This window comes from Gordonia sp. G4, from assembly GCF_057770005.1.
In genome coordinates this window covers 4,606,663-4,632,823 of the sequence record NZ_CM173442.1, presented here as the reverse complement: position 1 = coordinate 4,632,823, position 26,161 = coordinate 4,606,663, and the positions used below count along the sequence as shown (strand labels likewise).

Annotated in this window: 20 protein-coding genes; 10 read left to right on the top strand and 10 right to left on the bottom strand. The window is 68.7% G+C overall.

Annotated features, from left to right (window positions below; all coding sequences use genetic code 11):
- Nucleotides 1-8 precede the first annotated feature (8 nt).
- Genes recC through recD form a run of 3 tightly spaced genes read left to right on the top strand, consistent with a single transcriptional unit; the run spans nucleotide 9 to nucleotide 8,730 of the window.
- Nucleotides 9-3,491: an exodeoxyribonuclease V subunit gamma gene (gene recC, locus AC3B5T_RS21055; protein ID WP_055475405.1), complete on the top strand. Its 3,483-nt coding sequence runs from the start codon at nucleotides 9-11 to the stop codon at nucleotides 3,489-3,491.
- Nucleotides 3,488-6,868, top strand: coding sequence for a UvrD-helicase domain-containing protein (locus tag AC3B5T_RS21050; RefSeq protein ID WP_055475406.1), 3,381 nt, complete (start codon nucleotides 3,488-3,490; stop codon nucleotides 6,866-6,868). The genes recC and AC3B5T_RS21050 overlap by 4 nt, the downstream gene beginning before the upstream one ends.
- Nucleotides 6,868-8,730, top strand: coding sequence for an exodeoxyribonuclease V subunit alpha (gene recD, locus AC3B5T_RS21045; RefSeq protein WP_055475407.1), 1,863 nt, complete (start codon nucleotides 6,868-6,870; stop codon nucleotides 8,728-8,730). Before AC3B5T_RS21050 ends, recD begins: the two co-directional genes overlap by 1 nt.
- 103 nt (nucleotides 8,731-8,833) lie before the next feature.
- Here the strand turns inward: recD and AC3B5T_RS21040 are convergent, their stop codons facing one another.
- Nucleotides 8,834-9,589, bottom strand: coding sequence for a PIG-L family deacetylase (locus tag AC3B5T_RS21040; protein ID WP_055475408.1), 756 nt, complete (start codon nucleotides 9,587-9,589; stop codon nucleotides 8,834-8,836).
- Nucleotides 9,590-9,763: 174 nt separating this feature from the next.
- On the opposite strand from AC3B5T_RS21040, the gene htpG reads away from it, so the two are divergent.
- Both htpG and AC3B5T_RS21030 read left to right on the top strand, forming a co-directional pair.
- Nucleotides 9,764-11,767, top strand: a complete 2,004-nt coding sequence (gene htpG, locus AC3B5T_RS21035; protein ID WP_055475409.1) for a molecular chaperone HtpG — start codon at nucleotides 9,764-9,766, stop codon at nucleotides 11,765-11,767.
- A 31-nt stretch (nucleotides 11,768-11,798) separates the two neighbouring features.
- Nucleotides 11,799-12,794 carry a hypothetical protein gene (locus AC3B5T_RS21030; RefSeq protein WP_055475410.1) on the top strand — a complete coding sequence of 332 codons (996 nt, stop codon included), beginning with the start codon at nucleotides 11,799-11,801 and terminating at the stop codon, nucleotides 12,792-12,794.
- A gap of 6 nt (nucleotides 12,795-12,800) precedes the next feature.
- Here AC3B5T_RS21030 and AC3B5T_RS21025 read toward each other — a convergent pair whose 3' ends face one another.
- Nucleotides 12,801-13,271 (bottom strand): nitroreductase family deazaflavin-dependent oxidoreductase, encoded by a 471-nt coding sequence (locus tag AC3B5T_RS21025; protein WP_055475411.1) that lies wholly within the window; start codon nucleotides 13,269-13,271, stop codon nucleotides 12,801-12,803.
- A 147-nt stretch (nucleotides 13,272-13,418) separates the two neighbouring features.
- Between AC3B5T_RS21025 and AC3B5T_RS21020 the strand changes: the two genes are divergently transcribed.
- Nucleotides 13,419-14,378, top strand: a complete 960-nt coding sequence (locus AC3B5T_RS21020) for an N-acetylglucosamine kinase (RefSeq protein WP_055475439.1) — start codon at nucleotides 13,419-13,421, stop codon at nucleotides 14,376-14,378.
- A gap of 9 nt (nucleotides 14,379-14,387) precedes the next feature.
- Here AC3B5T_RS21020 and AC3B5T_RS21015 read toward each other — a convergent pair whose 3' ends face one another.
- The gene (locus tag AC3B5T_RS21015) at nucleotides 14,388-15,230 is read right to left on the bottom strand and encodes a crotonase/enoyl-CoA hydratase family protein (RefSeq protein WP_488357900.1); all 843 of its coding nucleotides are present in this window, start codon (nucleotides 15,228-15,230) and stop codon (nucleotides 14,388-14,390) included.
- Between the two features lie 121 nt (nucleotides 15,231-15,351).
- On the opposite strand from AC3B5T_RS21015, the gene AC3B5T_RS21010 reads away from it, so the two are divergent.
- Nucleotides 15,352-16,011 carry a PaaI family thioesterase gene (locus tag AC3B5T_RS21010; RefSeq protein ID WP_488357899.1) on the top strand — a complete coding sequence of 220 codons (660 nt, stop codon included), beginning with the start codon at nucleotides 15,352-15,354 and terminating at the stop codon, nucleotides 16,009-16,011.
- Between the two features lie 40 nt (nucleotides 16,012-16,051).
- On the opposite strand, the gene AC3B5T_RS21005 is transcribed toward AC3B5T_RS21010, so the two are convergent.
- From AC3B5T_RS21005 to AC3B5T_RS20985, 5 genes are all read right to left on the bottom strand, one after another.
- Nucleotides 16,052-16,606 (bottom strand): dihydrofolate reductase family protein, encoded by a 555-nt coding sequence (locus AC3B5T_RS21005; protein WP_488357898.1) that lies wholly within the window; start codon nucleotides 16,604-16,606, stop codon nucleotides 16,052-16,054.
- Nucleotides 16,606-17,550, bottom strand: coding sequence for a helix-turn-helix transcriptional regulator (locus AC3B5T_RS21000; protein ID WP_488357897.1), 945 nt, complete (start codon nucleotides 17,548-17,550; stop codon nucleotides 16,606-16,608). The genes AC3B5T_RS21005 and AC3B5T_RS21000 overlap by 1 nt, the downstream gene beginning before the upstream one ends.
- Before the next feature lie 71 nt (nucleotides 17,551-17,621).
- The gene (locus tag AC3B5T_RS20995; RefSeq protein WP_488357896.1) at nucleotides 17,622-19,373 is read right to left on the bottom strand and encodes an alpha/beta hydrolase; all 1,752 of its coding nucleotides are present in this window, start codon (nucleotides 19,371-19,373) and stop codon (nucleotides 17,622-17,624) included.
- A gap of 103 nt (nucleotides 19,374-19,476) precedes the next feature.
- Nucleotides 19,477-20,289 carry an ABC transporter permease gene (locus AC3B5T_RS20990; RefSeq protein ID WP_488357895.1) on the bottom strand — a complete coding sequence of 271 codons (813 nt, stop codon included), beginning with the start codon at nucleotides 20,287-20,289 and terminating at the stop codon, nucleotides 19,477-19,479.
- A complete protein-coding gene (locus AC3B5T_RS20985; RefSeq protein WP_488357894.1) occupies nucleotides 20,286-21,209 on the bottom strand; it encodes an ABC transporter ATP-binding protein in 924 nt (307 codons plus the stop codon). Before AC3B5T_RS20985 ends, AC3B5T_RS20990 begins: the two co-directional genes overlap by 4 nt.
- Before the next feature lie 150 nt (nucleotides 21,210-21,359).
- Between AC3B5T_RS20985 and AC3B5T_RS20980 the strand changes: the two genes are divergently transcribed.
- Together AC3B5T_RS20980 and AC3B5T_RS20975 are read left to right on the top strand one after the other, a co-directional pair.
- Nucleotides 21,360-22,493: a sensor histidine kinase gene (locus AC3B5T_RS20980; RefSeq protein WP_488357893.1), complete on the top strand. Its 1,134-nt coding sequence runs from the start codon at nucleotides 21,360-21,362 to the stop codon at nucleotides 22,491-22,493.
- The gene (locus AC3B5T_RS20975; protein WP_488357892.1) at nucleotides 22,490-23,140 is read left to right on the top strand and encodes a response regulator; all 651 of its coding nucleotides are present in this window, start codon (nucleotides 22,490-22,492) and stop codon (nucleotides 23,138-23,140) included. Before AC3B5T_RS20980 ends, AC3B5T_RS20975 begins: the two co-directional genes overlap by 4 nt.
- A gap of 76 nt (nucleotides 23,141-23,216) precedes the next feature.
- Here AC3B5T_RS20975 and AC3B5T_RS20970 read toward each other — a convergent pair whose 3' ends face one another.
- Nucleotides 23,217-24,302, bottom strand: coding sequence for an NAD(P)H-dependent amine dehydrogenase family protein (locus AC3B5T_RS20970; RefSeq protein ID WP_488357891.1), 1,086 nt, complete (start codon nucleotides 24,300-24,302; stop codon nucleotides 23,217-23,219).
- A gap of 135 nt (nucleotides 24,303-24,437) precedes the next feature.
- Here AC3B5T_RS20970 and AC3B5T_RS20965 point away from each other — a divergent pair, with 135 nt between their 5' ends.
- Nucleotides 24,438-25,172 (top strand): glucose 1-dehydrogenase, encoded by a 735-nt coding sequence (locus AC3B5T_RS20965; protein ID WP_044506750.1) that lies wholly within the window; start codon nucleotides 24,438-24,440, stop codon nucleotides 25,170-25,172.
- On the opposite strand, the gene AC3B5T_RS20960 is transcribed toward AC3B5T_RS20965, so the two are convergent.
- Nucleotides 25,147-26,133, bottom strand: coding sequence for an arsenic resistance protein (locus tag AC3B5T_RS20960; RefSeq protein ID WP_488357890.1), 987 nt, complete (start codon nucleotides 26,131-26,133; stop codon nucleotides 25,147-25,149). The genes AC3B5T_RS20965 and AC3B5T_RS20960 overlap by 26 nt on opposite strands.
- Nucleotides 26,134-26,161: the final 28 nt, after the last annotated feature.

The following is a 26,161-nucleotide window of genomic DNA, read 5'->3' as shown; positions in this document are numbered from 1 at the left end:
CCCTTCCGATGCTGATCCTCCACCGCGCCGAACGCACCGACACGCTGGCCGACGCCCTGGCCGACGTCCTGACGCATCCGCTGGACGATCCGATGCGTCCGGAGATCGTGTCGGTCCCCGCCGCCGGGGTCGAGCGGTGGCTCGCCCAGCATCTGGCACGGCGGTTGGGGACCGGTGCCGGCGGCGACGGTATCGCCGCCAACATCGACTTCACCGGGCCGTCCCGTCTGGCGGACGCGATCGGCGCCGCGGTGCTCGGCGGAACCCGTCTGAACACCGCCGCCTCGCTCACGGCGCCGGACGACCCGTGGCGCGCGACCGAGCTGACGTGGCCGGTGCTGCGCGTCCTCGACGACCGGATCGACGATCCCGCTCTGGACGTCATCGCGCGGCACATCGGAGCCGGCGATGCCTCCTCGCCCCGGATCGGACGCCGCTACGCCACTGCGCGGCATCTGGCCGAACTGTTCGACCGGTACGGGCGGTCGCGGCCGTCCCTGATCGCCGACTGGGCCGCCGGTGACGACCTCGACGGCGCCGGTCGACCACTGCGGGATGACCTCGCCTGGCAGCCGGCGTTCTGGCGTGCGGTCCGCGAGGAGATCGGCCGACCGCATCCCGCGGAGGATCTCGCCGCCGTCTGCGATCGCCTCCGCGCCGACCCCGCGGCCGGCGGGTTGCCGGAACGACTGTCGGTGTTCGGGCCGACGCGGATCACCGAGTCGTTCCGTCAGATCGCCGCCGCCGCGGCCGTCCACCATGATGTCCACCTGTTCGTTCCGCATCCGAGTCCGCGCCTGTGGGACGAACTCGGAGCCCTCGTCGACCGCGATGCCCACGAGGGGGTTCCGCCGAGGCGCGGGGAACGCGAGCTCCCCGAACTGCGAAACCCGTTGCTGGCCGGCCTCTCCCGGGATCTACAGGAACTGCAGTTGCGGCTTGCCCCGATCGTGGATCGGGACGTCCACCATCCGCCGCGGCAGCCGGTGGTCGCGGATTCGGCGCTACACGCGGTCCAGTCGGGGATCCGCGATGACCTCGACCCTGCGCCCGACGTCACCGACTCCTCAGGTGATTCCGGCCCCGTCGGCATCGCGCACGGTGGCCTCGCATCGTCGTCGGCAGTCGCGGACCGGTCGGTCGAGGTGCACGCCTGTCACGGACCCGAGCGCCAGATCGAGGTGCTGCGGGATCGGTTGTTGCATCTGTTCGCCGACGATCCCGAGCTGCAGCCGCGCGACGTCCTCATCATGTGTCCCGATGTCGAGACCTTCGCGCCCCTGATCCGTGGTGCGTTCGGTCAGGCGGGACTGCCGCATCCGGCCTTCGACCTCCGAGTTCGGCTGGCCGACCGCGGAATCCGTCACGTCAACCCGATCCTCGACGTGATCGTCGGGGTCGTCGAGCTGGCCGCGGGACGCGTGACCGCCGGTGATGTCGTCGACCTCCTCGGGGCCCCGCCGGTACGAACACGATTCGCGATGACCGACGACGACCTCGACCTCATCCGGGAATGGTTGGCGCACAGCAATGTCCGCTGGGGTCTGGGCGTCGCCGAACGGGCCCGGTACGGTCTCGAACGCTTCCGTCAGGGCACCTTCGATGCCGGCCTGGATCGCATCTCCCTCGGCGTCGTCGCCGAGGAGTCCGACGATGAATGGCTCGGCACCGCACTCCCGCTGGCCGGCGTCGAGAGCACCGGGATCGACCTCGTCGGCCGGTTCGACGAGTTCCTCTCCCGCCTCGGACGCGTGCTGGCCGAACTGCGGGAAGCCGCGCCCGCGCACCGCTGGGCGGAGACGCTCATCGATGCCGTCTCCTCTCTCACGGCGACCGAGCCCGTCGACGATTGGCAACGCGCGCAGGCCATCCGGATGCTGAGTGAGGCCTTCGGCGACACCCGGCCGGTCGAGCCGGAGGAGGTACTGCGCCTGGCAGACGTGCGGGACCTGTTGGCGGCTCTGGTCGCGGGCCGGCCGACGCGCTCGAACTTCCGCACCGGAGAACTCACCGTCTGCACGATGGTGCCCATGCGCTCGGTGCCGCATCGGGTGATCGTGCTCCTCGGTGTGGACGCGGAGGTCTTCCCGCGTGTGCAGCGCATCGACGGAGACGACGTCCTCGGCGTCGATCCGCTGGTGGGGGAGCGTAACCCGCGGGACGAGGACCGGCAGTGTTTCCTCGACGCGATCTGCGCGGCGCAGGACGCACTCCTGGTTTTCTACAGCGGTGCCGATCCGGTGTCGGGCCGGCGGATCCCGCCCGCCGTGGTCGTCAGCGAACTCACGGACACCCTCACCGGCCTGACCGGCACCAGCGTTCTCCGTCGGCACTCTCTGCACGGGTTCGATGCGCGGAACTTCACTCCCGGTGGGGTGCCGGGCATTCCGGGACCGTTCAGCCACGATGCGTCGATGCTCGCCGGCGCCGAGGCGTTGCGCGAGCCGTCGCAGCGTCCGGTGGTTGCCGCGCACGAGGTACTGCCCGCGCCGGAACGCACTTTCGACACCGAGGACATCGACCTCGCGACGCTCATCGATTTCCACGTGGATCCGATCGTCGCGTTCGTCCGGCAACGACTCGGTGCCCGCATTCCCGACGACGACCGGCCGCACGACGACCAGCTCGACGTCGAACTGGAACCGCTGGACAAGTGGGGAATCGGCGATCGGTTCCTGTCCCGGATGCTGACCGGGGTGTCGATCGCGGACTGCGAAGCGGCCGAACTCCGGCGCGGCACCCTGCCGCCGTTCGCGTTCGGTACCCGCGAGCTCCGCGCGATCTCGCGGGCGGTGACCCGCTTGCACGGCGTCGTCGAGCCGTTGCGGTCGGGGACTCCCAGAACCCTCGACGTCCTGGTCCGCCTGCCCGACGGACGCCGGGTGCATGGCACGGTCGGCGACGTGTTCGGCGACACCGGACCGGCCGCGGTGGTACGGGCGACCTATTCCAAACTCAAGGCCAAACAGCAACTCAGTGGCTGGATCACGCTCCTCGCGGTCGCCGCCGCGGCGACTCAGGGCAACCCCGAAGCCCGACCGGTCGAGTCGGCGGTCCTGGTCGGGCGTGCCGCACGGGGCGGTGGGACCAGCACCGTCAGGCTCCGGCGTCCCGAGGATCCGGTCTCGCTGCTCCACGACCTCGTCCGACTGCGCGACGAGGGTCTGCGTCGCCCGCTGCCGCTGCCGTTGGAACCGGCGTGCACTTTCGTCGAGAACGACGGTCCCGGCCGGCGGAGCACCTTCTCGCTGGCCAATGCCCGCAGGACCTTCGACGACAAGTTCGGTCCCGCCAACGACCCCTACGTGAAGCTAGCCTTCGGAGGAGACGTACTGGCCGATGTCGAGTTCGACGACCTCCTCGACGACCCGGCAGCCGAGCAACGAACCATCGGCGGTGTCGAGTTGGCCATGACCGAGGGAGAGCCGCTGTTCGCCGGCCTGGCTCGAACCGTGTGGGTGCCGCTCAATCAGCACCGGGAGGGCACATGAGACGCCCGGCCACCTTCGACATCACCGCCGACCTGCCGGACCACACCACGGTTCTGGAGGCGAGCGCGGGCACCGGGAAGACCTACGCGATCGTCGGTCTCGCCGCCCGGCACATCGCCGAGGGGGTTCCCATCTCGGAGATGCTGCTCGTGACGTTCAGTCGGGCCGCGACCGCCGAACTGCGCGAACGCATGCGAGACCGCGTGCGGGAGTTGCTCGACGGGCTCGGCCGGACCGGACCGGTGCCCGACCACGACGCGTTGCTGCAGATGCTGGCGCAGGGATCTCCGGCCGAGGTGGCCGCGCGCCGCCACAATCTGGCCCGCGCCCTGAGCGACTTCGACGCGTCGACGATCGCGACCACCCACACGTTCTGCAACCGCATGCTGGAGGCGCTCGGCTTTCTCGGTGAGCGTGAACTGGTCTACTCGATCGTCGAAGAGGTCGACGAGCTCACCGAAGAGGTGGCTCTGGACCTGTACCTGCGAGGATTCTGGGCCAGTGACACACCGGAGTTCGACTTCGCCGAGGCCCGCGCCATCGCCCGCGACGCGGTGCGTCAGGCGTCGGTCGCGCTGGCGCCGGACGAGTCCGAGTCGACCGATGGGCCGGGGGCTGACGCCGTCGCCGCCCGCCGGGTGAGTTTCGCGTCCGCGGTCCGCCGCATCGTCGAGACCCGGAAACGCGATGCGCGCGTGCGGACCTACGACGACCTGCAGGCCATCCTGCACCGGATCGTGACCGACCCGGTGGTCGGCGAGCGCGCGTGCCGCCGAATCCGCGACACCTTCACCGTCGTCCTGGTCGACGAGTTCCAGGACACCGATCCGCTGCAATGGGAGATCGTGCGCCGCTGCTTCCACGGACACCGCCGCCTCATCCTCGTCGGCGATCCCAAACAGTCGATCTACGGATTCCGCGGTGCCGAGGTCCTCAGCTACCTCGCCGCGGTGTCCTCCGCCGACACCCTCCAGGCGCTCGACGTGAACCGCCGATCCGACGGCGCCCTGGTCGACGCCCTCGGTCATCTGTATGGCCAAGCCGCGCTGGGACATCCGGGCATCGTCGTGCATCCCGTCTCCGCTGCGCACGCGGGGAGCCGTCTGGACGACCGGCCACCGTTGCGGATCCGTGCGTTCCTGCGCAACGACTTCTCCACCCGCAATTCCTACAACCTGCCCTCGGTGAAGGACGTCCGCGCCCGGATCGCGGTCGACGTCGCCGACGACATCGCGCACACCTTGGCCCAGAGGGCTCGGCTCGAGGTCGACGGAGTCTCTCGCCTGGTCGACCCTGGCGACATCGCGATCCTCGTGCGGCTCAACAGCACCATCGAGCCGTTGCAGCGCGAACTGGCCGCGCGCGGCATCAACTCGGTCATCGGCTCGGGGGTCAACGTGTTCTCGACGACCGCGGCCCAGCACTGGTTGTGGGTGATGCGCGCCATCGAACAGCCCTCCCGCGCCGACCGGGTGCGGCTGGCCGCACTCACGACACTCCTCGGTTGGTCGACCGAGCAGGTGGCGACCGCGGGTGAACCGGCGATCGCCGAGCTCGGCGCCGAGATGTCCTCGCTTGCAAGAGTGTTTGTCCAAGGCGGGTTCGCCGCGATGGCGCAGCGGCTCCTCGACGCGCATGGGGTCGCGGCTCGGGTGCTGGCCACCGAGAACGGGGAACGCATCCTCACCGATCTGCTGCAGGTGTCCGCGCTGTGCAACAAGCACGTCGTGGAGACCTCGGCGGGACTCAGCGCCCTCGTGGAGTGGCTGGCCGAGCGGATCGCGGACACGTCCGCGCGGCAACGGTACGAGGATCAGAGCCGCCGGCTCGACCGTGACACCCAGGCAGTCCAGATCATGACCGTGCACGCCAGCAAGGGGCTGCAGTTCCCGATCGTCTACGTTCCCTACGGCTGGGACGGGACGTGGATCGGCGACCGCGGCAACATCACCTACCACGACGAATCGGGTACGCGGCGTCTCGATGTCGGCGGTGGGCAGGCCCCCGGACGCGCGGCCCGGCGCAAACGCTATGCGGAAGAGACCGCCGGTGAGGATCTCCGATTGCTCTACGTGGCCCTGACGCGGGCGCAGTCGCAGGTCGTCGCGTGGTGGGCGCCGTCGATGAACACCACGAGCGGGCCGCTGCACCGCCTGATCTTCGGCCGCGGCACCGCGACGCGGATCCCTTCCGAGACCGGCGAATCGGTGTGGTCCGTCGCCTCTGATGTGCCCATTCCGGACGAAGACCCCACCTGCGTGAGCGAGCTTCGCGCCCTGGCCGAACGCGACGCGGCGATCTCTGTCGAGCCCGCCGGCCGGATCGAGGCAGCCGCGGTGGCGGCCCCGCCGCGGTCCGAGGGGGAGGCCGCAACCCTCGGGGTGGCACGGTTTCGGCGTGGCATCGATCAGGAATGGCGTCGGACGTCGTACTCGGCCATCGTCGCCGACGTCGCGCACAGCGCACCCGGTGCGCCCGCCGGCCCGGTCGTCACCACCGGCAGCGAACCGACCGAGGACATTCTGACCGACGAGCCGGTCGCCGATCCGACCGAGGTCGACGAGACGAATCCGGACGCCGACCGGGCCGGAACGCCGTCGCTGATGAACGGGCTGCCCTACGGTGCGGCGTTCGGAACCCTGGTGCACGAGGTCCTCGAGTATGTCGACACCTCGGCGCCCGACATCAACGCCCATGTGCGCGAGCTCTGTTCACGCGCCCTGGGGGTCCTGCCGGCCGACATCGACGCCGATGTGCTGGTCACCGCACTGGTGGGCGTTCTCACCACCCCACTCGGATTCGGCGACCTCTGGGGTGTCGAACCGGGCGATCGGCTCGCCGAGCTCGACTTCGAGCTCCCGCTGGGACCGGCCGACCGCACATCCGGCGGCGGTGGGGCGACCCCCGGGCGGTTCGCCGAGCTCCTGGACCGGTATCTGCCCGGCGGGGATCCGCTGCGGGACTACGCCGATCACCTGCGCGAACTCCCCGCCCGAGAACTCCGCGGGTTCCTCACGGGCAGCATCGACTCGGTGCTGCGCACCCCGGACGGGCGTTACGTCGTCGTCGACTACAAGACCAACCGGATCCGTCCGGGCGACCTCCTCGTCGAGGATTTCGACACCGAGGCGATGGCGGGCGAGATGACCGCGGCCCACTACCCACTGCAGGCGATGCTGTATTCCGTTGCGCTGCACAGATATCTGCGATGGCGCGTACAGGATTACGATCCGGTCCGGCATCTCGGTCCGGTGCAGTACCACTTCGTACGCGGAATGGCCGGTCCGGATACTCCGCCCGGTTGCGGCGTGTTCGAGTGGGACCTGCCCGCAGAGCTGATCATCGCGCTGTCCGACGCGCTGGCGGGAGCATCCTGATGTCCACTTCCGATGTGCAGGTGACTGAGTGGGCCACCGGTGTGCTCGCCGAGTGGAACGAGGCCGGTGTGCTGGCCGCGGCAGACGTGCACATCACCGATCGGCTCGTGGCGATGTGCGCCGAACCGGTCTCCGAGACCGCGCGCCTCGGCGCCGCGCTCGCGGTACGCGCGGTGCGGCTGGGTTCGACGTGCCTGGCACTGGACCGGTTGGGTGACCTGGCCGGCGAGACCAGCCCGGATCTCACGGTCCCGTCGTCGGATGCGATGCTCCACGCGTTGCTGGAGAGTCCGCTCGTGGCCGGCAGCGAGGCGGGTCCGTTGCGTCCGTTGGTCGTACGGCAGTCCGTCGACGGGCCGCTGGTCTATCTCCAGAAGTACTTCCGGCAGGAGCAGACGATCCGGGACACGCTGGCCCGCCGCGCACAGACGTCACCGGCCGTCGACGCCGACGCCCTGCGCGCCGCGATCGCCGCCGTGTACACCTCGCCGGAGGACGGCCGGCTGCAGAAGCTCGCCGCCGCGGTCGCCGCGACCCGGTGGACGACCGTCCTGGCGGGCGGTCCGGGCACCGGCAAGACCTACACCGTCGCACGCATTCTCGCCGTACTCGACGCGCTGCAGGGCCCCGGCCTCCGGATCGGACTGTGTGCGCCCACCGGCCGGGCAGCCGCCCAGTTGCAGGCCTCGGTGGAGGCGGAGTCGACGGTGCCGGTCACGGCGCACGCCATCACCCTGCACTCGCTGCTCGGCTGGCGCCCGGGAGCCAACCCGAGGTATGGCCGCGGGCGTACATTGCCGCACGATGTGATCGTCGTCGACGAGACATCCATGCTGTCGATGACCGCGATGAGCCGGCTGCTCGACGCGGTCCGGCCCGACGCGCGCGTGATCTTCGTCGGTGACCCGCATCAGCTCGCGTCGGTCGAGGCGGGTGCGGTGCTGGCCGACCTCGTCGAACGGACCGATGTCATCGGGGTGCAGGCGGACTCGGACGCTGCGGTGAGGGCGTCGCAGGCCGCGCTGGAAGCGGTGGGTCCGGCCGGCGAAGACCTGGACCCGGCCGACACGGATCGCCTCGCCGACGGCGTCATTACCCTGCGGCGGCAGTTCCGGTTCGGCGGTGGCATCTCTCGGGTCGCCGCCGCCGTGAATTCCGGCGACGCCGACGAGGTGGTGAGACTCGTGACCGCGGATGACGTTCCGAACGTCGAGCTCGTGTCAGCCGATGACCTCGACGACGTGCGTGCTGATGTCGTCGAGTGGGGTAGGGCCCTTCGAACGGCTGCCCGCGACGCCGATGCCGAAGCCGCCCTCGATGCCCTCGACACCCACCGTGTGTTGTGCGCGCACCGTGAAGGGTCGTCGGGCGTCCGCGGATGGTCGGCCAGGATCACCGAGTGGCTCGGTACCGCAGGCGCGGAGCACACCGGATGGTATCCGGGACAGCCGATCCTGGTCACCGCCAATGATCGTCAGACGTCGACGTTCAACGGTGACACCGGTGTCGTGATCGCCGACCCCGACGGCCGAAAGCAGGGAGCCGACGCCGTCCGGGTCGCCTTCCGGCGGGGCGGATCTGTCCGACTGCTGCACCCGACGCAACTCGCCGACGTGGAGTCGGTCCACGCGATGACGATCCACCGTAGCCAGGGGAGTCAGTTCCGGCAGGTCACGGTGATCCTTCCTCCCCCGGGGTCGGAGTTGCTCACCCGGGAGCTGCTCTACACCGCCATCACCCGAGCCCGCGAGCGCGTGCGGATCGTCGGGACGCCAGAGGTCCTCGCCGCGGCGGTCGATCGACGCGTGCAGCGGGCCAGCGGTCTGCGATCAGCGGTGACACCGTTCGGGGATACGGAGTGATTCCGGCAAACCCACCCCTTTTCCGTAAACCCACCCGGTCCGAGCGCGGTGAGAATCTGGAAAAGGGGTGGGTTTGCGGGCGCGGGGTAACTCGTCGACCGTCCTAGAACAGGTCGCACCCACCGGGGACGAGGTCTCGCCGCTGGTAACACTCGACGCCGAGCAGCTTCTCCTGGACGTCGTCGGGCAACGTCATGAAGCCCGAGATGGCCCGGCTGCGAGGGATCTCCGAACGGTGGGCGGTGACCGCGGCCCGCTTCCGGGCCGCGAGATCCGACACGTCGACGACCACGTCGATCTCGGACTCCGGCGTCCCGGGCAACTGCGCCCGCGGGATGTCCGCGAAGAGGCTCTCCGCGAGGATGTCCATCATCCATTCCGGGATCGTGGCGAAGTACAACGAACGGACCCGCCAGGCCGGCCCGGCGCGGTGATAGAGCTTCGTCGACGCCGCGGCATCCGCGGCCGCGCACGCGAGCCGATGGGCATGGACGTGGTCCGGGTGACCGTAGACGCCCAGCGAGTCGTAGGTGATCACGATGTCCGGTTGCAGGGCGCGGATGTGGTGGGTCAGTGCGCGGACCTGTTCGTCGAACGACGCGTCGCACAACCGCTCCGCATCGGGGGCCGACTCCGGTCGCCGGTCGTCGGCATAGCCGAGCATGATCGGCGGGCGGGGCATCCCGAGGATGTTCACCGCGTCGGCGAGTTCGCGGTGCCTGATCGTGCCGTCGGTCCAGGTGCACATGACGAGGTCCGCCTCGCCGCCGGCGTCGGTGTGACGCGCGATCAGGCCGCCGGTCCACAGGGATTCGTCATCAGGGTGCGCGTGCACCAACAGCAGTCGTGGTGTGCCCATCCACCTGGCTTCCTGATCGTTCCCGGCCGGCACGGATGCCGCCCGGGTTAGTCGGTCCCCGACCCAGGGTAGCCACACCACCGCTCGGTAAAGTCGGTGTCCGTCCCCACGTGTCGCACCGGTGCGACAGATCCCCGCCGCCCGGTGCACGAGAACAGAACATGGAGGTCTGCGATGAGCGCTCAGCCCGAAGTCCACGAGTTCCAGGCCGAGACCCGGCAGCTGCTGGATCTCATGGTGCACTCGATCTACTCGAACAAGGACAGCTTCCTGCGCGAGTTGATCTCGAATGCATCCGACGCGCTGGACAAGCTGCGGCTCGAGTCCCTGCTCGACAAGGACCTCGACGTCGACACCTCCGATCTCCACATCACCCTGGACCCGGACGCGGAGGCACGGACGCTGGTCGTCGCCGACAACGGGATCGGCATGACCCGTGACGAGGTCGTCGGATTGATCGGCACGCTGGCCCGTTCGGGCACGGCCGAACTACGCCGATCGCTCACGGAGGCACGTGCGAACGGGGTGTCCGACGCGGCTGCCGAGGAACTGATCGGCCAGTTCGGTATCGGCTTCTACTCGACGTTCATGGTCGCCGACAAGGTCACCCTGGTGACCCGCAAGGCGGGGGAGACCACCGGTACCCGCTGGGAGTCGACCGGTGACGGCACGTACACGATCGACGATGTCCCCGACGCGCCGCAGGGCACCTCGGTCAAGTTGGCGCTCAAGCCCGTCGACACCGAGGACCACCTCTACGACTATTCGGATCAGACCAAGCTCCGTCAGCTCGTGAAGCGGTACTCGGACTTCATCGCGTGGCCGATCCGGATGAACGTCGAGAAGACGGTCCCGGTGGAGACCCCCGACGCCGACACCGAGGACGCGGGCGAGGCGAAGACACCGGAGACGACGACGATCGTCGAGCCGGAGACGATCAACTCGATGAAGGCGCTCTGGGCCAAGTCGCGCTCGGAAGTGACCGACGAGGAGTACCAGGAGTTCTACCGGCACGTCTCCCATGCCTGGGATTCGCCGCTGGAGACCATCACGCTGCAGGCCGAGGGCACCTTCGAGTACCAGGCCCTGCTGTTCATCCCGACGCAGCCGCCGTTCGACCTGTTCATGCGGGACAGCAAGGTCGGCATCCATCTCTACGTCAAGCGCGTCTTCATCATGGACGACTGCGCCGAACTGATGCCGGAGTATCTGCGCTTCGTGAAGGGTGTCGTCGACGCGGCCGACCTCTCGCTGAACGTGTCCCGGGAGATCCTGCAGCAGGATCGTCAGATCCGTGCCATCCGTCGCCGTCTGACGAAGAAGGTCATCTCGACGGTCACCGAGATGCGCGCCGGTCGTCCCGAGGACTACCGCACCTTCTGGGATGCCTTCGGCCGGGTGTTCAAGGAAGGGCTCGTCAACGACCCGGACAACCGCGATGCGCTCCTGAAGGCGTCGTCGTTCGCCACCACCCACTCCGAGGATGAGCTGACCACACTCGCCGACTACATCGGCCGGATGAAGAGCGGTCAGGACACGATCTACTACATGACGGGCGAATCGCGTCAGCAGATCGTGAACTCGCCGCACATGGAAGCGTTCCGCGCCAAGGGGATCGAGGTCCTCGTCCTGTCCGATCCCGTCGACGAGATGTGGGTTTCGGCGGGCGCGGAGTTCGACGGCAAGACGTTCCAGTCGATCGCCAAGGGTGCTGTCGACCTCGAGGGTGACGACGAGGACACCGACGACTCCGCCAAGGAAGAGCAGAACAAGACCTACGCGGATCTGTTGGAGTGGCTCACGAGCACCCTCTCCGACGATGTCAGCGAGACGCGGCTCTCCTCGCGCCTGACCGAATCGCCGGCATGTCTCGTCGGTGACACGTTCTCGATGTCACCGCAGCTGGAGAAGCTGTACCGGGCGTCGGGGCAGGAGTTCCCCAAGTCCAAGCGGGCCCTCGAACTCAACCCCGATCACCCACTCGTCGCCGCTCTGAACAAGGCCTACGGAGCGGGTGATCACGAGCAGCTCGTGCCCACCGCGAAGCTGCTGTACGGCATGGCCGTCATCGCCGAGGGCGGCGAGCTCGACGACCCGGCCGAGTTCGCGAAGATCCTCGCCGGCCGCCTCACCGAGGCGTTCACCGGGAACGGGTCGGCGGCCGGTTCGGAGTCCTGATCGCTCCAGCCGGACCACGGACAGGCCGCCGGTGAGCCGCCGGAGACGGATCATCGTCTTCGGCGGCGTGGCGGTTGTCCTGACGATGGTGCTGGTAGCCGCGCTCGTCGTCGGTCTGGCCCGCGAAGACGAGCGGGCGGCCACCCCGGCCGACGCCGTCCGCACCTATCTCGATGCACTTGCCGACGCCGACGCCGACGCCGCTCTGGGCGTGATCGACCCGCGTCCCGATGCGCGGTTCCTGACCGACAACGTCCTGCGCGCACAACGCGCTGCCGCACCTCTCGGCGACATCGAGGTGCAGCCTGCGGCCGACGGCGAACCGGAGGCGAAGGTCCGGGCGCGGTACCGAATGGGGACGCGGGTGGTCGACACCGAGATCCGGACCACGCGGGTCGCCGACGGGTGGGCGGTCGTCGACGGCGCGGTCGCGGTTCGGATCGTCTCGCTGGCTGTCGTGCAGCCGACGCTCTTCGGTGCGGAGGTCGAGGAGGGCGACACGGTCCATCTGTTCCCCGGACCGCAGCGCTGGGGCTCCCGCGACACCGATTTCGTCGCGCGCGCGTCGGATGACGATCACCCGACCACGCCGCGAGCACCCATGACGGTGCGGGTCGTCGGCGAGCTGAGTGCCGCCGGCACCGGGGCCGTCAGCGACGCGGTGTCGGCCCACCTGACCGCGTGTGCGGCGTCGAGCCGCGCCGATGCGGGCCGGCAGGTCGAGGGCTGCACCCAACGGCTGTATCGCTCCGCGGTCGACGGCAGTGTGCGGTGGACCGCGCCGAGGGACTTGTCCGGTCTGCGATATCTGCTCCGGGATCCGGGTTCGGATGCACCGGGGGACAGGGGCACTCGGAGCGGATCCGGTCTGGGGGTCGTCGATGTGGTCGGACCCGTGCGCTGGCGGGTGTCCTACACCCCCGACTACGACGCCGACGGGCCGCGGGTCGAGACGGTCGACGAGCAGTATCTCGTGGGCCATGTCGATCTCACCGACAGCCGACCGGAGTTCGTCACCGACGGCTGACCGGCATCAGGTCAGTGGCCGCAGCCGGAACACCGGGATACGGCGGTCGGTGCGTTGCTCGTACAGATCGAAGTTGGGCCAGACGGTGCGCAGTGTCTGCCAGGCCGCGTCCCGGTCGGCGCCGAACAGTTCGGTGGGCACGGCTGCGGACACCTCGCCGTGGACGACGATCTCGATCTCGTCGGCAGCTCGGAGATTGAACACCCACGCCGGCATCTTCGGGCCGCCGAAGTACGACCCCGCGATCAGCCAGTCCGACCCGTCCGGGGCGGCGAGGAGCTGCGTCGTCCGGATCGCGCCGCTCTTGCGTCCCGGAACCCGGATCGTGATGTTCGGCAGGTCACCGATGTCGAGCAAGCTGAGCCGGTTGCCCGACACCGATTGGATCACGCTGTCGCACTTGACGATCTGCGGGAGAAACCGAGGCATCCAGGAGATCGAACCGATCTTCACCGCGAGTCCGCGCCGCACACTCATGCGCCCAGTGTGTCATGTGCGTCCCGGCCTCGGCGTCGACTCCCCGCACATCCCGCCGACGCCGTCGAGGTGCTCTCGGCGGTCGACGATGCCGTCGATATGCGCGACCCTCTCGAGGCCGGCGATCACCCGGGTAGCGTGCGATCCATGCCCACCGGTGACAGCGCGACGCGCATCCTGATCGACGGCGGCCAGACCGGTACCCGCGTCCGCATCGAGACGGCCGGCGGTGCCGCCGACCACGAGGCACCGCCGATCCGTACCGACCGGCCGGTCGTGGAGCAGATCGCCACGACGGTGCGGGACATCCTCGACGCGGGGGCCGGCCAGCCGGCGGCCGATGAGTCGGTCGGCCGGTCGGTGATCGCGGCCGGGGTGTCCGGCCTGACCCCCGACGCCTCTCGCCCGGTCGACCTGCTCGAGGCACTTGCCGGCGTCGGCGTCGTTTCCGTTGCGCTCGCCCACGATTCGGTGACCGCCTATCTGGCCGCCAATCGCGACGAGTTCGGTGCGGTCACCGCGGTGGGGACGGGCGTGGTCACACTCGGCGTCGGCCGCGGCGGGGTGTGCCGCGTCGACGGCTGGGGTCACCTGTTCGGTGACGCAGGCAGTGCGTACTGGATCGGGCGCTCGGGGATCGCGGCAGCCCTCCGCGCCTTCGACGGCCGGGGACCCGACACTACGCTGCGCATGGCCGCGGAGGAGGAGTTCGGTCCGCTGCCGGAGTTGTACATGGTGGTGCAGGCCGATCCCGACCGGGTCGCGCGCGTCGCCGGCTTCGCGCGGACGGTCGACGCCGCGTCGGAGGACCGGGATGCGGTGGCACAGCGGATCATCGACGATGCGGCCGACGAACTGGCCACCGCGGCGGTCACCGCCCTGGACCGCAGCGGCCACGGCACTGACGACCCCGCACGCGTGAGTTGGGTGGGAGGCGTGATGTCGGCGAGTGACCGACTCCGAAACCGATTCGTGGACAGCGTGTCTCGCCGATCCCCAGGCGTGACGGTCGCACCGCCGCACGGCAGGCCGTTCGACGGCGTGCGACTCCTGGCCGATCTCGACAACGCGCACCCGCTGTCCGGGGAGGTGTACCGCGCGTGGTGAACCGCCGGCTCAGCGCCCCTTGAACTCGGGTTTGCGCTTCTCGAAGACGGCGGTAATGGCCTCGGAGAGGTCCTCACTGGGCAGGAATGCCGAGTTCCATGCCGCGACGTAGCGGAGGCTGTCGTGGACGGCGGCGCTGCGCGAATGGTCGAGCACGGACTTGATGCCGTGGACGACCAGCGGCGGGTTGTCCGCGATCTCGCGAGCGGTTGTCCGGGCGAGTTCGAGGACGGCGTCCTGATCGTCGGCGACGTCGTTGACGAGACCGATCTTCTCGGCACGAGCGGCGTCGATGTCCTTGCCGGTCAGCGCCAGCTCGCGCAGGTGGCCGTCGCCGATGATGAACGGCAGCCGTGCGAGCGTGCCCACGTCGGCGACCATGCCGACCTTGACCTCGCGCACACTGAACGTGGCGTCGGTGCTCGCGTAGCGCACGTCTGCTGCGCAGATCAGGTCGACCCCGCCGCCGATGCACCAGCCGGACACTGCCGCGACCACGGGCTTGCGACAGTCGGCGACCGCGGTGATCCCGGCCTGCAGTGTGCGTAGCGAGTCGAGGAACTCGGTCCGTGGCGCCGCCTTGGCGTCCCCGGCGAGAACACCGGACAGTGTCCCGCCCATCGCGACGAGGTCGAGACCGTAGGAGAAGTTCTTCCCCGACCCCGTCAGCACCACCGCGCGCACCGCGGGATCGGTGTCGAGGTGTCCGAACAACTCGGGGAGTTCCCGCCAGAAGTCCGGTCCCATGGCGTTGCCCTTGCCCGGGCCGGTGAGGGTGACCTCGGCGATGTGGTCGGCGACGGTGACGTCGAACGCGGTCCAGGCGCGATCGTTCCAGGCATGGTCTGTCATGCGAGGGAGCCTACTCGGCGGTCAGGACTGTCCGAGATCGGATCCGCCGACGATGCGTCGGTTCCGACGGCCGGCCCGGGTTGCGACGACCATCACACATCGAGCCCTGTTAGATGAGTCCATGAGCGGATACATCCAGGAGGACATCGATCCGGAGGAGCTCGCGCACCGGGCCGAACTCGCGTCTGCGATCGCGGGCAGCGTCCGGGACCTGATCGACGCGACCGTACGCACCGAGGTCGGCGATTCCGACATCGAGGAGGCGAGGCGACTCATCGCGGCGGCCGCCGAGATACTCCGGAAGGATCAGCTGCCGGGTCCGTTCGGCATCCGGTTCAACGCGGATGGTACGAAGCGCTCCTGGGGCAACGCCGTGCTGGGCCGTCGCAACCCGATCGCACCGCCGGTCGAGGTCCGTCACGAAACCGACCACAGCTGGTTCGAGGTCGAACTCGGACCCCAATACGAGGGCCCGGCGGGACTCGTCCACGGCGGCGTGCTCGCGCTCGTCTTCGACCAACTGCTGGGCTCGACCGCAGTGTTCCAGCGCGTGCCCGGTATGACCGGCACCCTCACCGTGCGGTATCGGCGCGGGACGCCGCTCGGACCGATCCGGGGTGAGGCGCGAGTCGATCGGGTGGAGGGGGTGAAGACCTTCGTCACCGGAACGATCTCGGTCGGCGGAGAGGTGACCGCCGAGTCGGAGGGGATCTTCATCCTGCCGCGGTGGGCTCGCGGCGAGGTGCCCGACGTCATGCGGAAGTCGGTCGGCGAGGGCTGACTTCGCGCCCAGGGGCCGATACCGGTCAGACCGTGAGGGATCAGATCGGGGCAGAGACCGACCGCGGCCCGACGGGCGAGTAGCGCGCGCACAGGAATGCGCCGTTGCGTGCGAAGTCCTGCAGCTCGAAGTCGTAGGGGCGAGGGAAGAGTGGACGTCCCGATCCGAGGGTGACCGGCGCGAACGTGACGATGACGTCGTCGAGCATGCCGGCCTCGGCGAACTGCGCGGCCAGGTCTCCGCCGCCCACAATCCAGATGTCCCGGCCGTCGGCTGCCTCGACGAGACGATCGCGAAAGTCTGCGGGGTTCCCGGCCACCACCGTGATGGTGTCCGACACCGGCGTGAGCGCACGGTGGGTGAAGATGAACGTCGGGATCTCGTACGGCCAGGGTTTCCCGTCGGAGACCTCGTGATCGAGAAGCCACTTGTAGGTCGTGGCACCCATGACGGCGCAACCGACCCGGGAGAAGAAGTCGTCGTAGTTCATCGGCCCGCCCTTCTCCAGCGGCTGGCTGAGCAGCCAGTCGAGGTTGTCCCGGTCGTCGGCGAGGAAGCCGTCGAGGGTGGTTGCCGTGTAGTAGCGAAAGGTCATCAGAATCCTCCGGAGTGTTTGCGGTGCCACATGATCGGGTCGGGATCGAGTGCGGGGGCCGTCATGTCGATGCCGGCGTCCTGCAACATCCACCGGGCGACGAGTCGACGGTGTGCGGAGAACGTCAGGACGTGCGCGACGATCTGCGAGAGCAGGAACGACTCGGGTGGATAGCACAGTGCATCGATGACGCGGTCCTGCCATGCGCCCCGGCGATCGATGTCGCGGATCAGGGCCAGCCAGCGCGGTGCGATGTCGCGGTGGAGCTCGATGAGGTCGATCGGTTCGGTCGGCGCCGCGGGTGGCAGGTCGGCCCCCTCGATCGTCGCCAGCCAGGGGAGCTTGTCGGCGACCAGATGCGAGAGCACCTGAGCGAGATTCTCCTCCGGTCCGCTCCAGGACAGCGGTTGGTTCCCGGCCAGGCGCGGAGCCGTCCACGACGCGGCGTCGACACCCTTCGCGGCGTCGAGAATCGCCTCGATGTCGTCGAGGTCATGGCGAACCATGAGCATCACCACGTTGCCCGCATCCTCGGTGGTGGGTGAACCGCTGTCGATGTAGAGCGCGGTGGGTGAGTGGAAGTGGATGCCGTTCGGCGCGGGCAGCCAGTGGCTGTGCTCGCCCACCGCGCCCATCCGGCCGGGACTGTGCCCGAAGGCCCGGCTGAACGCGCGCGCGAATCCGTCCACCGACGAGTACCCGGACTCGAAGGCCACGTCGGTCACCGACTGGCCTCGCTGCAACAACCACGCCGCACGTTCGAGGAGGACGCGGCGTCGCAGGGCCACCGGTGCCTCGCCGGCACCGCGCCGCACCTGCCGCGTGAAATGGAACGGTGACGCGTAGGCACCCGACGCCATGTCGTCGAGCGACGTGTTGTCCTCGGACAGCACCGCATCGAGCAGTTGCCGAAGGCGGTCGCGGTCGGCCGGTGAAGTGCTCACCCTCTGAGTATGGAACGGCGGGGACCCGGCGCGCCCGACCGAAATTGCTCCGCTCGACCGGCGGGCGCTTGTCAGTCCCGCGTCAGCAGCGGGATCAGTCTCTCGGTCTTGGCCTCGGTCCAGCCCGGTGGCTGCAGGATCTTGGCCCAGGCCGCGGGGATCGCGGAGAGGTAGTTGTGTCCGTGGCCGTCGGGCACCCCGACCGAGACCGCCATGTCCGCGCTGACCTGGAGGAATGTCACGAACGGAATCCAGCGCATCGCCGACAGCACATCGCGGCCGGGATCCTCCTGGAGCCAGTCGGGTTCACGCAGGATCAATCGGGGGTTCCACCACGAGATCGGGTCGGAGGCGTGTTGCAGGTACACCGCGCGACCCGACGGAGACACCCACTCGGTGGTCGGCTCGTCGAGGTCCGGAGCGTCGGCGATGAATCGGACCTGCCGACCGTCGTCGAAGGTGGGCAGGACTTCCGGGGTCCCCTCGTCGCGCGACCCGGTCGTGTCCACCCACAGCTTGTTGTTGAAGGTCGGGCCGCTGAACAACGCGCCGTCGGTGCGCGCGCTGAGCGCCGGGATGGTCCCGAACGCCGACTCGGCCGCGAAGGAGCCGAGGCTCTCGCCGAAGACGACGAGTTTCGGGCGCTGGGCCTCGGGAACTTCGCGCACCCGTTCCGAGACCGCTTCGAAGAGTGCCTGCCCCGCCTGACGGGCGCGTTCCTTGTCGACGAGGAACGACAGCCAGCTCGGCAGGTAGGAGTACTGCATGCTGACCGTCGCGGTGTCGCCGTTGTACATGTACTCCAGGGAGTCCACGGTGGCCTGGTTGATCCAGCCGGTTCCGGTGGTGGACGCGACCGCGATGAGCTTGCGCTGCAACCCACCGGCGCGGACGAGCTCCTCGGCGGCCAGTTCGGCATTGGCCCGCAGGTCCTTGCCCGATCCGAGTCCGACGTAGGCGCGGATCGGTTCGATCGCCGGCGCGCCGTTGAACTCGCTCAACTCGGCCACCGTCGGCGACACCGAGACGAAGATGCGGCCTTGGCGCCCAAGCGAATCCCACGTCACCAGCGAGCCCGGACCACCCGAACGCAGCGGCGTCGTCGGCGGATTCGAATCCGCGGTGGTCTCGTCGTTGACCGCGGCGAAGGACGAGTTCAGCGCGGACATCCCGTAGTTCGCGACCACGCCGTTGAGGACCAGCACCGTGACGATGATCGCGATGGTCGCCGCGGCGAAGGCCGAGATGCGGGGAGGCGCAACACGATTGATCTTCCGGACGAGCCAGGCGACACCGTCGCCCCAAGCCTGGCCGATGGTCATCAACAGTGCGAAGACCACTATGGCGATGAGCACGATCTGCGGGTAGGCCGTCCACGACAGCAGATCGACCCCCATCATCGTCCGGATCTGGTCCTGCCATCGCTGGAAGGCGACGAGCATGACCACGGTTCCGGCGATGGCCGCGAGGCCCAGCGCCGCCCAGAGCCGACGCATCGGCGCCGGCCAGGGGTCGTCCCGGGAGATCATGTAGCGGATCAGCCACGAGACACCGACACCGAGGGCGTACCCGACGGCGGCCGAGGCCCCGCTCACGATGCCCTGGAACAGTGGACCGCGGGGTAGGAGCGACGGTGTCACCGACAGCCACAGGAAGACGAGCGCGACCGTCAGCCCTACGCAGGAGTACCGGTGGAGCCGTCGCCGCCACCACGACGGCTTCGGTTCGTCGGCCGGGCCGGATGCCGCCGCGTGCCCCGGGACCGGCGGTTCGTCCGGTTCCGGAGCGGCGGGTGGCTGCGAGGTGGGTGCGGTGGACGACACGTGGGTTCCTCTTTCTCGAGAACCCGGAAACCGTAACACCGATCGTCGGTGTGGGAGCGGCGCTTACGGCGACCGTGACCGTCGTGCCACCGGGCGGCGTCCGTTACTTCACCTCGGACCTCAGGATTCGCAGGACACCGATGCCGAGGGGTAGTCCGATCCAGATGACGGCCGAGACCAGCATCCGCGCCCATTCGCCTCCGGTTGCCCAGTCGGCCTCCTGGAACGGCACGTTCGTCAGTCCGGTGTCGACCCATTGCCCGAGATTGTCCTTGAACCACGGAACCAGCTGGCTCACCACGGTGAGTGCGGTGGGCAGGGCGAAGTACGCGACGATCGCGCCCGGGGTGTTCAGGATCAGGGCGGCGAACCCGAACCCGAGAAGCAACCCGAAGGTTTGCGACACAAACGAGTTGACGAAGCCTGCGAGGGTGAGATCCCAGGAGCCGGCGGGATCGGCGAACGCCAGACCGGCGATCCCGTTGCCGATGACACCGAGCACGAGCGCGACCGCGACCGCCGCGATGGCGGTGAGCAGCGCCGCGACCAGCTTCGCACCGACGATGCGCTGCCGCCGCGGCTCGAGCGTGAACGTCGTCAGCGCGGTGCGCTGGCTCCACTCGCCGGTCACGAGCAGAATCGCCAGGATCGGCAGGATGATGGCCGTGGGGATGTTCATCATCCCGAAGAACTGTCCGAGGTTCAGGTTCTCGGGGGTGTTGCGGTTGGCGATGAGCATCGCGACGACGACGACAGCCGCGATCACGCCGATCGAGGCGGTCAGCCAGAAGCCGGCGCGGGTGTCGACGAGCTTGCGCAGTTCGACCCGGACGAGTCGGGAGAACGGGATTCCGGGGCGGTCGACGTCGATCACGTCGGCCGGCGGTAGCGGTGTGCCGAAGTCGGCGACGGTCATCGGGCTGCTCCTTCGAGTGTGGTGTGTTCGCGCTGGGTTTCGGCGGTGAGCTGCAGGAACATCGCTTCGAGCTGAGCTCCGTCAGCAGGACGCAGCTCGGTGAGGACGACGCCGACGGCGGTCGCGACGCGGCCGACGTCGACCGGCTCGGCATCGACATCGAGGCCACCGGAAGCGTTGCGCTGCACCGTGATCCCGGAGGCCGTCAGCGCGTCGCCGAGTGTTGCGTCGTCGAGTGACCGGACACGCGTGCCGGCGCCGGCGAGTAGCTCGTCCTTGGTGCCCTGCGCGACGATCCGGCCGTTGCCGATCACGACAATGTCGTCGGCGACGATCTCGATCTCGTGCAGCAGATGCGACGACAGCAGCACCGTCCCGCCGCGATCGGCATATCCGCGCAGCAGGGTTCGCATCCAGTGGATCCCGGCCGGGTCGAGTCCGTTGGCCGGTTCGTCGAGGATGAGGATCTTCGGATCGCCCAGCAGGGCCGCGGCGATGCCGAGCCGTTGGCGCATACCGAGTGAATAGTTGCGGACCCGCCGTCCGGCCTCCTCCGGGGTCAGGCTCACCAGTTCGAGCATCTCGTCGACGCGGTCGCGGCCGATGCCCATGGTCATGGCCGACAGTCGCAGCACCTCCGCGCCGGTTCGGCCGGCATGTTGGGCCGAGGCGTCCAGGAGGATGCCGACCTGTGTCGCCGGATTCGGGATCATCCGGTAGTCGACGCCGTACAGATGTGCCACTCCGGAAGTCGGCGGCGTCAGTCCGGCGATGATCCGCATCGTCGTCGACTTCCCGGCTCCATTGGGACCGAGGAATCCGGTCACCTGCCCGGGCCGGCAGGTGAAGGACACGTCGTCGACCGCGACGTAGTCGCCGTATCGCTTCGTCAAATTCTTCACAGTGATCATGGCGTCCATCGTGTCCTTCGCAGGTGACGATCACATCGGGCATCCGGACACCGTCGTATCGGCCGAAAGTCGTAGGGGTCGGCACCCATCGGTCGGACGCGATCGACGACGCCGCACGACTACGGTGACGGTGTGCGTCCTGAGCAGTACCAACCCCCGATGACGTGGACCGGCCGACTGTGGCGGCTCGCGGTGATGCTCTGCATCTCGGTCGGCGCCTTCGCCACGCGCGCGTCGTACCTCTGGGACGAGGCCCGGTGGTGGTTCATCACCGACCTCGCGCTCGGGGTGCTCTCCTACGTCGTCATCTGGTGGCGCCGAAGCCATCCCGTACCGGTGACGACCTTCACGAACCTCGTGACGATCATGTCGTCGTCGTCGCTCGGACCGGGGATTCTCGCCATGGTGTCCCTGTCCACCCGGCGACGGTGGCGCGAGATCATCCCGCAGGCCGTGCTGTCCGTCGGCGCGGGGATCATCGCCCTCGAGTTCTTCGCCACGCCCACCGAGGCGAGCGATCCGGTCATCGTCCAGTACACGGTCACGGTGGTCGCGACGGCGGCAATGGTTGCGTGGGGTCTCTACATCGGTTCGCGCCGTGAGCTTCTCGCGAGCTGGCGGGCGCGCGCGCTCGCCTCGGAGGCCGAGCAGCAGGCGAAGGTCATGCAGGCACGATCGCTGGAACGGGCACGGATCGCGCGGGAGATGCACGACATCCTCGCTCACCGCATCTCGGCGATGAGTATGTCGGCGGGTGCGCTGGCCTACCGTTCGGACCTGTCCGGCGAGCAGATCCGCGAGACGGCGCAGACCATCCAGGAGACCTCACACCTGGCGCTGACCGAACTGCGGGAGGTGCTCGGGGTTCTGCGCGAAGGCCCCGGTGACGCCACTCCGGAGGAACCGCAAGGTGTTCCGGACCTGTCCGCGCTCATCGAGGAGGCGCGCCGGCTGGGTATGCGGGTGGAGAGCCGCTGCGACATCGACGTGACCTCACTGGGTCCGGCGATCTCGCGGACGTTGTACCGGTGTGTGCAGGAGGCCTTGACCAACGCGCGCCGCCACTCACCGAGCGCGCCGGTGACCATGCACATCCGCGGCGGTCCGGATCACGGAGTGGATCTGCTCGTCGAGAATCCGCTACCGCTGTCGATGGGTTCGAGTCGTCCCACACCCGGGTTCGGCCTCGTGGGTCTGGCCGAGCGGGTCGAGCTGCACGGCGGCCGACAGTCGGTGACGGTCAGCGAGGACAAGCGCTTCCTGTTGCACGTGTGGCTACCGTGGCAGTCATGACCGCCCGCATCATGATCGTCGACGACGACCCGCTCGTCCGCTCGGGACTCCGGCTTCTCCTCGGCGGCGACTCGGGTCTGGACATCGTCGCCGAGGCGAGCAACGGGCAGGAGGCCCTCGACACCCATGGCGCCGGACCCGTGGACCTCGTCCTGATGGATCTACGGATGCCGATCCTCGACGGGATCGCGGCAACCGGCCGCTTCAAAGCCCTGTCCTCGGCGCCTGCGGTCATCGTCCTCACGACCTTCGACGCCGACGACTACGTGGTCCGCGCACTGGCGATGGGCGCGGACGGGTTCCTTCTGAAGGACACTCCACCCGACGACATCGTCGCCGCCATCCATGACGTGCTCGACGGCCGGCCGGCCCTGAGTCCCGCCGTGACCGCCGCCCTGATCAAGCAGGTCGTGAGCACCGGTGGCCATCGCGCATCTTCTGCGGCGGGGCGCGTCGACCAGCTCACGGCGCGCGAGCGGGACGTGGCCGTCGAACTGGCCCGCGGCGCGTCCAACGCCGAGATCGCCGAACGCCTCTACATGAGTCTCGCCACGGTCAAGGCGCACATCTCGCACATCTTCACCAAGCTCGATGCGAGCAACCGTGTCCAGGTCGCGATCCTCATGCACGACGCCGGGATGGTCTGAGCGAGAAGGCATGCCGAGGTCTCCCCGGCGGTGGAGCGTCAACCTGCCGTTGATCGTCAACCTGCCGTTGAGCGGTTCATCTGCCGGTTGAGCCTGTCGAAACCCCTGGACCCGTCACGAGGGGGAGGTCGAGCGTGGTGCGGAGTCCCGCGGGTCCGTCGACGACCGCCGGGATCGCGTTCACGATCCGGCCTGCGGCGGCGACGATGGCGGCGTGATTGTGGTCGCCCTTGCGGCTCGTCGGACAGATGTCGACGGTGTAGGACGGTTCGCCGGTGATCTCGACGCGATAGCACCCGCCCGGCTGGGCGGGTTGGGCCCAGTCCGGCCGGAGGTCGCCCCGAAGCCGCGTCACGTGCTCGATGACGATCACCGGTTCACCGGCCACCTTGCCGATGATCTCGAACCGCACGGCGGCGCGGGTGCCCGCGGCGATGTGCCCGGCCGCGATGTCGAAATCTTCGGGCGCGGGCTCGCTTTCGAAGACCTCGTCGATCTCGTCGATCGTGACGCCGAGACCGGCGGCCAGTTGCCGGATCGTCGTCCCCCACGCCAGACCCAGCACACCCGGGAGGAACAGCATGGGTGTCTCGTCGAGCGGTTTGCCGAAGCCCATGACGTCGAACATCACCGTCGCCCCGTCATAGGTCGCGTAGTCGGCGATCTCCATGCAGCGCACCTGCTCGATCCGCTGGCAGGTTCCCGCGAACACGAACGGGATGAGATCGTTGGCGAAGCCGGGATCGACGCCCGTGACGAACAGGCTGGCCCCGCTGGCCGCGGCGGTCTCGTCGATCTTGGCGATGGCCTTCGCGGGCATCACGCCCCACGGGTACTGGAGCGTGTTGGGCGAGGAACCGACGACGTCGATGCCCGCGGCCAGTACGCGCACCACGTCGTCGAACGCCTCGACGGGCCGGGTGTCGCCCATCGCGCAGTACACGACGCAGTCCGGCTCGGTCGCTATCGCCTCGTCGAGGTCGCCCACCGCCAGGACTCCGGTGGGCGCCTCCACTCCGGCCAGCGTCGCGGCGTCGACTCCGACCTTCTCCGGTGTTGACACGGACACCGCCGTGAGCTCGAACCGCGAGTCCTCGATCAGTTGGGTGAGGCACAACCGGCCGACGTTGCCGGTTCCGACGAGAGCTACCCGGATGGACATGACGTGGAACTCCTTGCGCTCGGTAGTCGCCGGTCGGGCATGGTGTACACCTGTCCGGACGTTTGTCTGTTCAGTAGACCATTTCTCGGTGGAACCTGTTCTATTTTCGATCTCATCGCGGTAGCGTTGCGCCCCATGGGACGCGTAGACGACAAGGTTGCAGTGATCACCGGCGGTTCGCGGGGGATGGGAGCCGAACACGCCCGGGCCCTCGTCGCGGAGGGCGCGAAGGTGGTGATCGGCGACATCCTCGACGACGAGGGCAAGGCGCTGGCCGCCGAACTGGGGGACGCGGCACGCTACGTCCACCTCGACGTCACCTCACCCGAGGACTGGCAGAGCGCCGTGTCGACCGCGGTCGACGAGTTCGGCAAGGTCAACGTCCTGGTGAACAACGCAGGCATCGTGAACGGCTCGACGATCCAGAAGTTCCGGCTCGACAAATGGAAGCAGATCCTGGATGTGAACCTCACGGGCACGTTCCTCGGTATCCAGGCGGTCGCCGATCTGATGATCGATGCGGGCGGCGGGTCGATCATCAACGTCTCGTCGGTGGAGGGTCTGCGTGGCAGTCCCTGGGCGCACGGTTACGTCGCAAGCAAGTGGGGAGTGCGCGGTCTGGCGAAATCGGTTGCGCTCGAACTGGCTCCGCACAACGTGCGGGTGAACTCCATCCACCCGGGTCTCATCCGGACGCCGATGACCGAGGGGATTCCCGACGACATGGTGACCGTGCCGATGGGCCGGGCCGCGGAGTCGCGCGAGGTGTCGACCTTCGTGGTGTTCCTGGCCAGCGACGAGTCGTCGTACGCGACCGGCGCCGAATTCGTGATGGATGGTGGCCTCAGCGCCGACGTGCCACACAAGTGAAGGCCCACACGAGAACGACCATCCCGAGCAGTTCGACGAGCGTCTGGGTGATCACCGTCGCGGCGGCCAGTTCCGCTCCGACCGGCAGGGCCAGCGCGAGCGGTAGGACGACGAGCGAGTTGCGGGTGGCACCGGAGAAGACGACCGCGGTCGAGGGTTCCGGGGCGAGCCGGAACGAGCGCGTCACCCCGAACCCGATCGCGACCATGATCACCAGGAACGCGGCGAAGACCGGGATGACGCCGGCGATCTCGGCGAAGCGTGAACCGACAAGGGGCACCTGAGAACTCACCGCGACGAAGAGAACGGCCATCATCAGGGGGACCATGGTGGTGGCGGCTCCGGCCGAGGTTCGGCGGCCCGCTTCGGACCGGTCCGCCCACGCCTGGGTGGCCCACGCCAGCGCGAGCGGGCACATGATGAGGATCAGGAACGCCCAGAGGAAGGGCTCCGGCTCGATCACCGACCGCCCGTCGCCGAGCAGTACCAGCAGGTAGAGCGGTGTCATCAGCATCTGGGCGAGGAGCAGCAGTGGCGTGGCCGCGAGCAGTCGACGGGCGTCACCGCCGCCGAGTCCGGCGAACACGACGACGTAGTCGACGCACGGGCACAGCAGCACCAACAGAGCACCGAGCCGTATCGCGTCGTCGGCGGGCAGGGCGAGGGACAGTACCGCGATCAGCAGCGGGGCGAGGACGAAGTTCAGGAGCAACACCGCCGCCATGAACCGGCGGTCGCGCCACGAAGCCAGCAGGTCCGACAGGCGGATCTGCAAGAAGGTGACGTAGAGCAGCGCTGCGAGCAGTGGCGTGATCGCCGCCTCGAGCAACTCGGCAGGACCGGGAACCACCACACCGGCGACCAGCCCGGTGAGGATCGCGCCGAGATACAGCACCACCTGATGGCGTTCGAGGCGGTCGACGACGGTCGCGGATCCGGGCACCGCATCATTCTGCGACACCGCGGTCTCGTTCACCGGCACCGCAGGG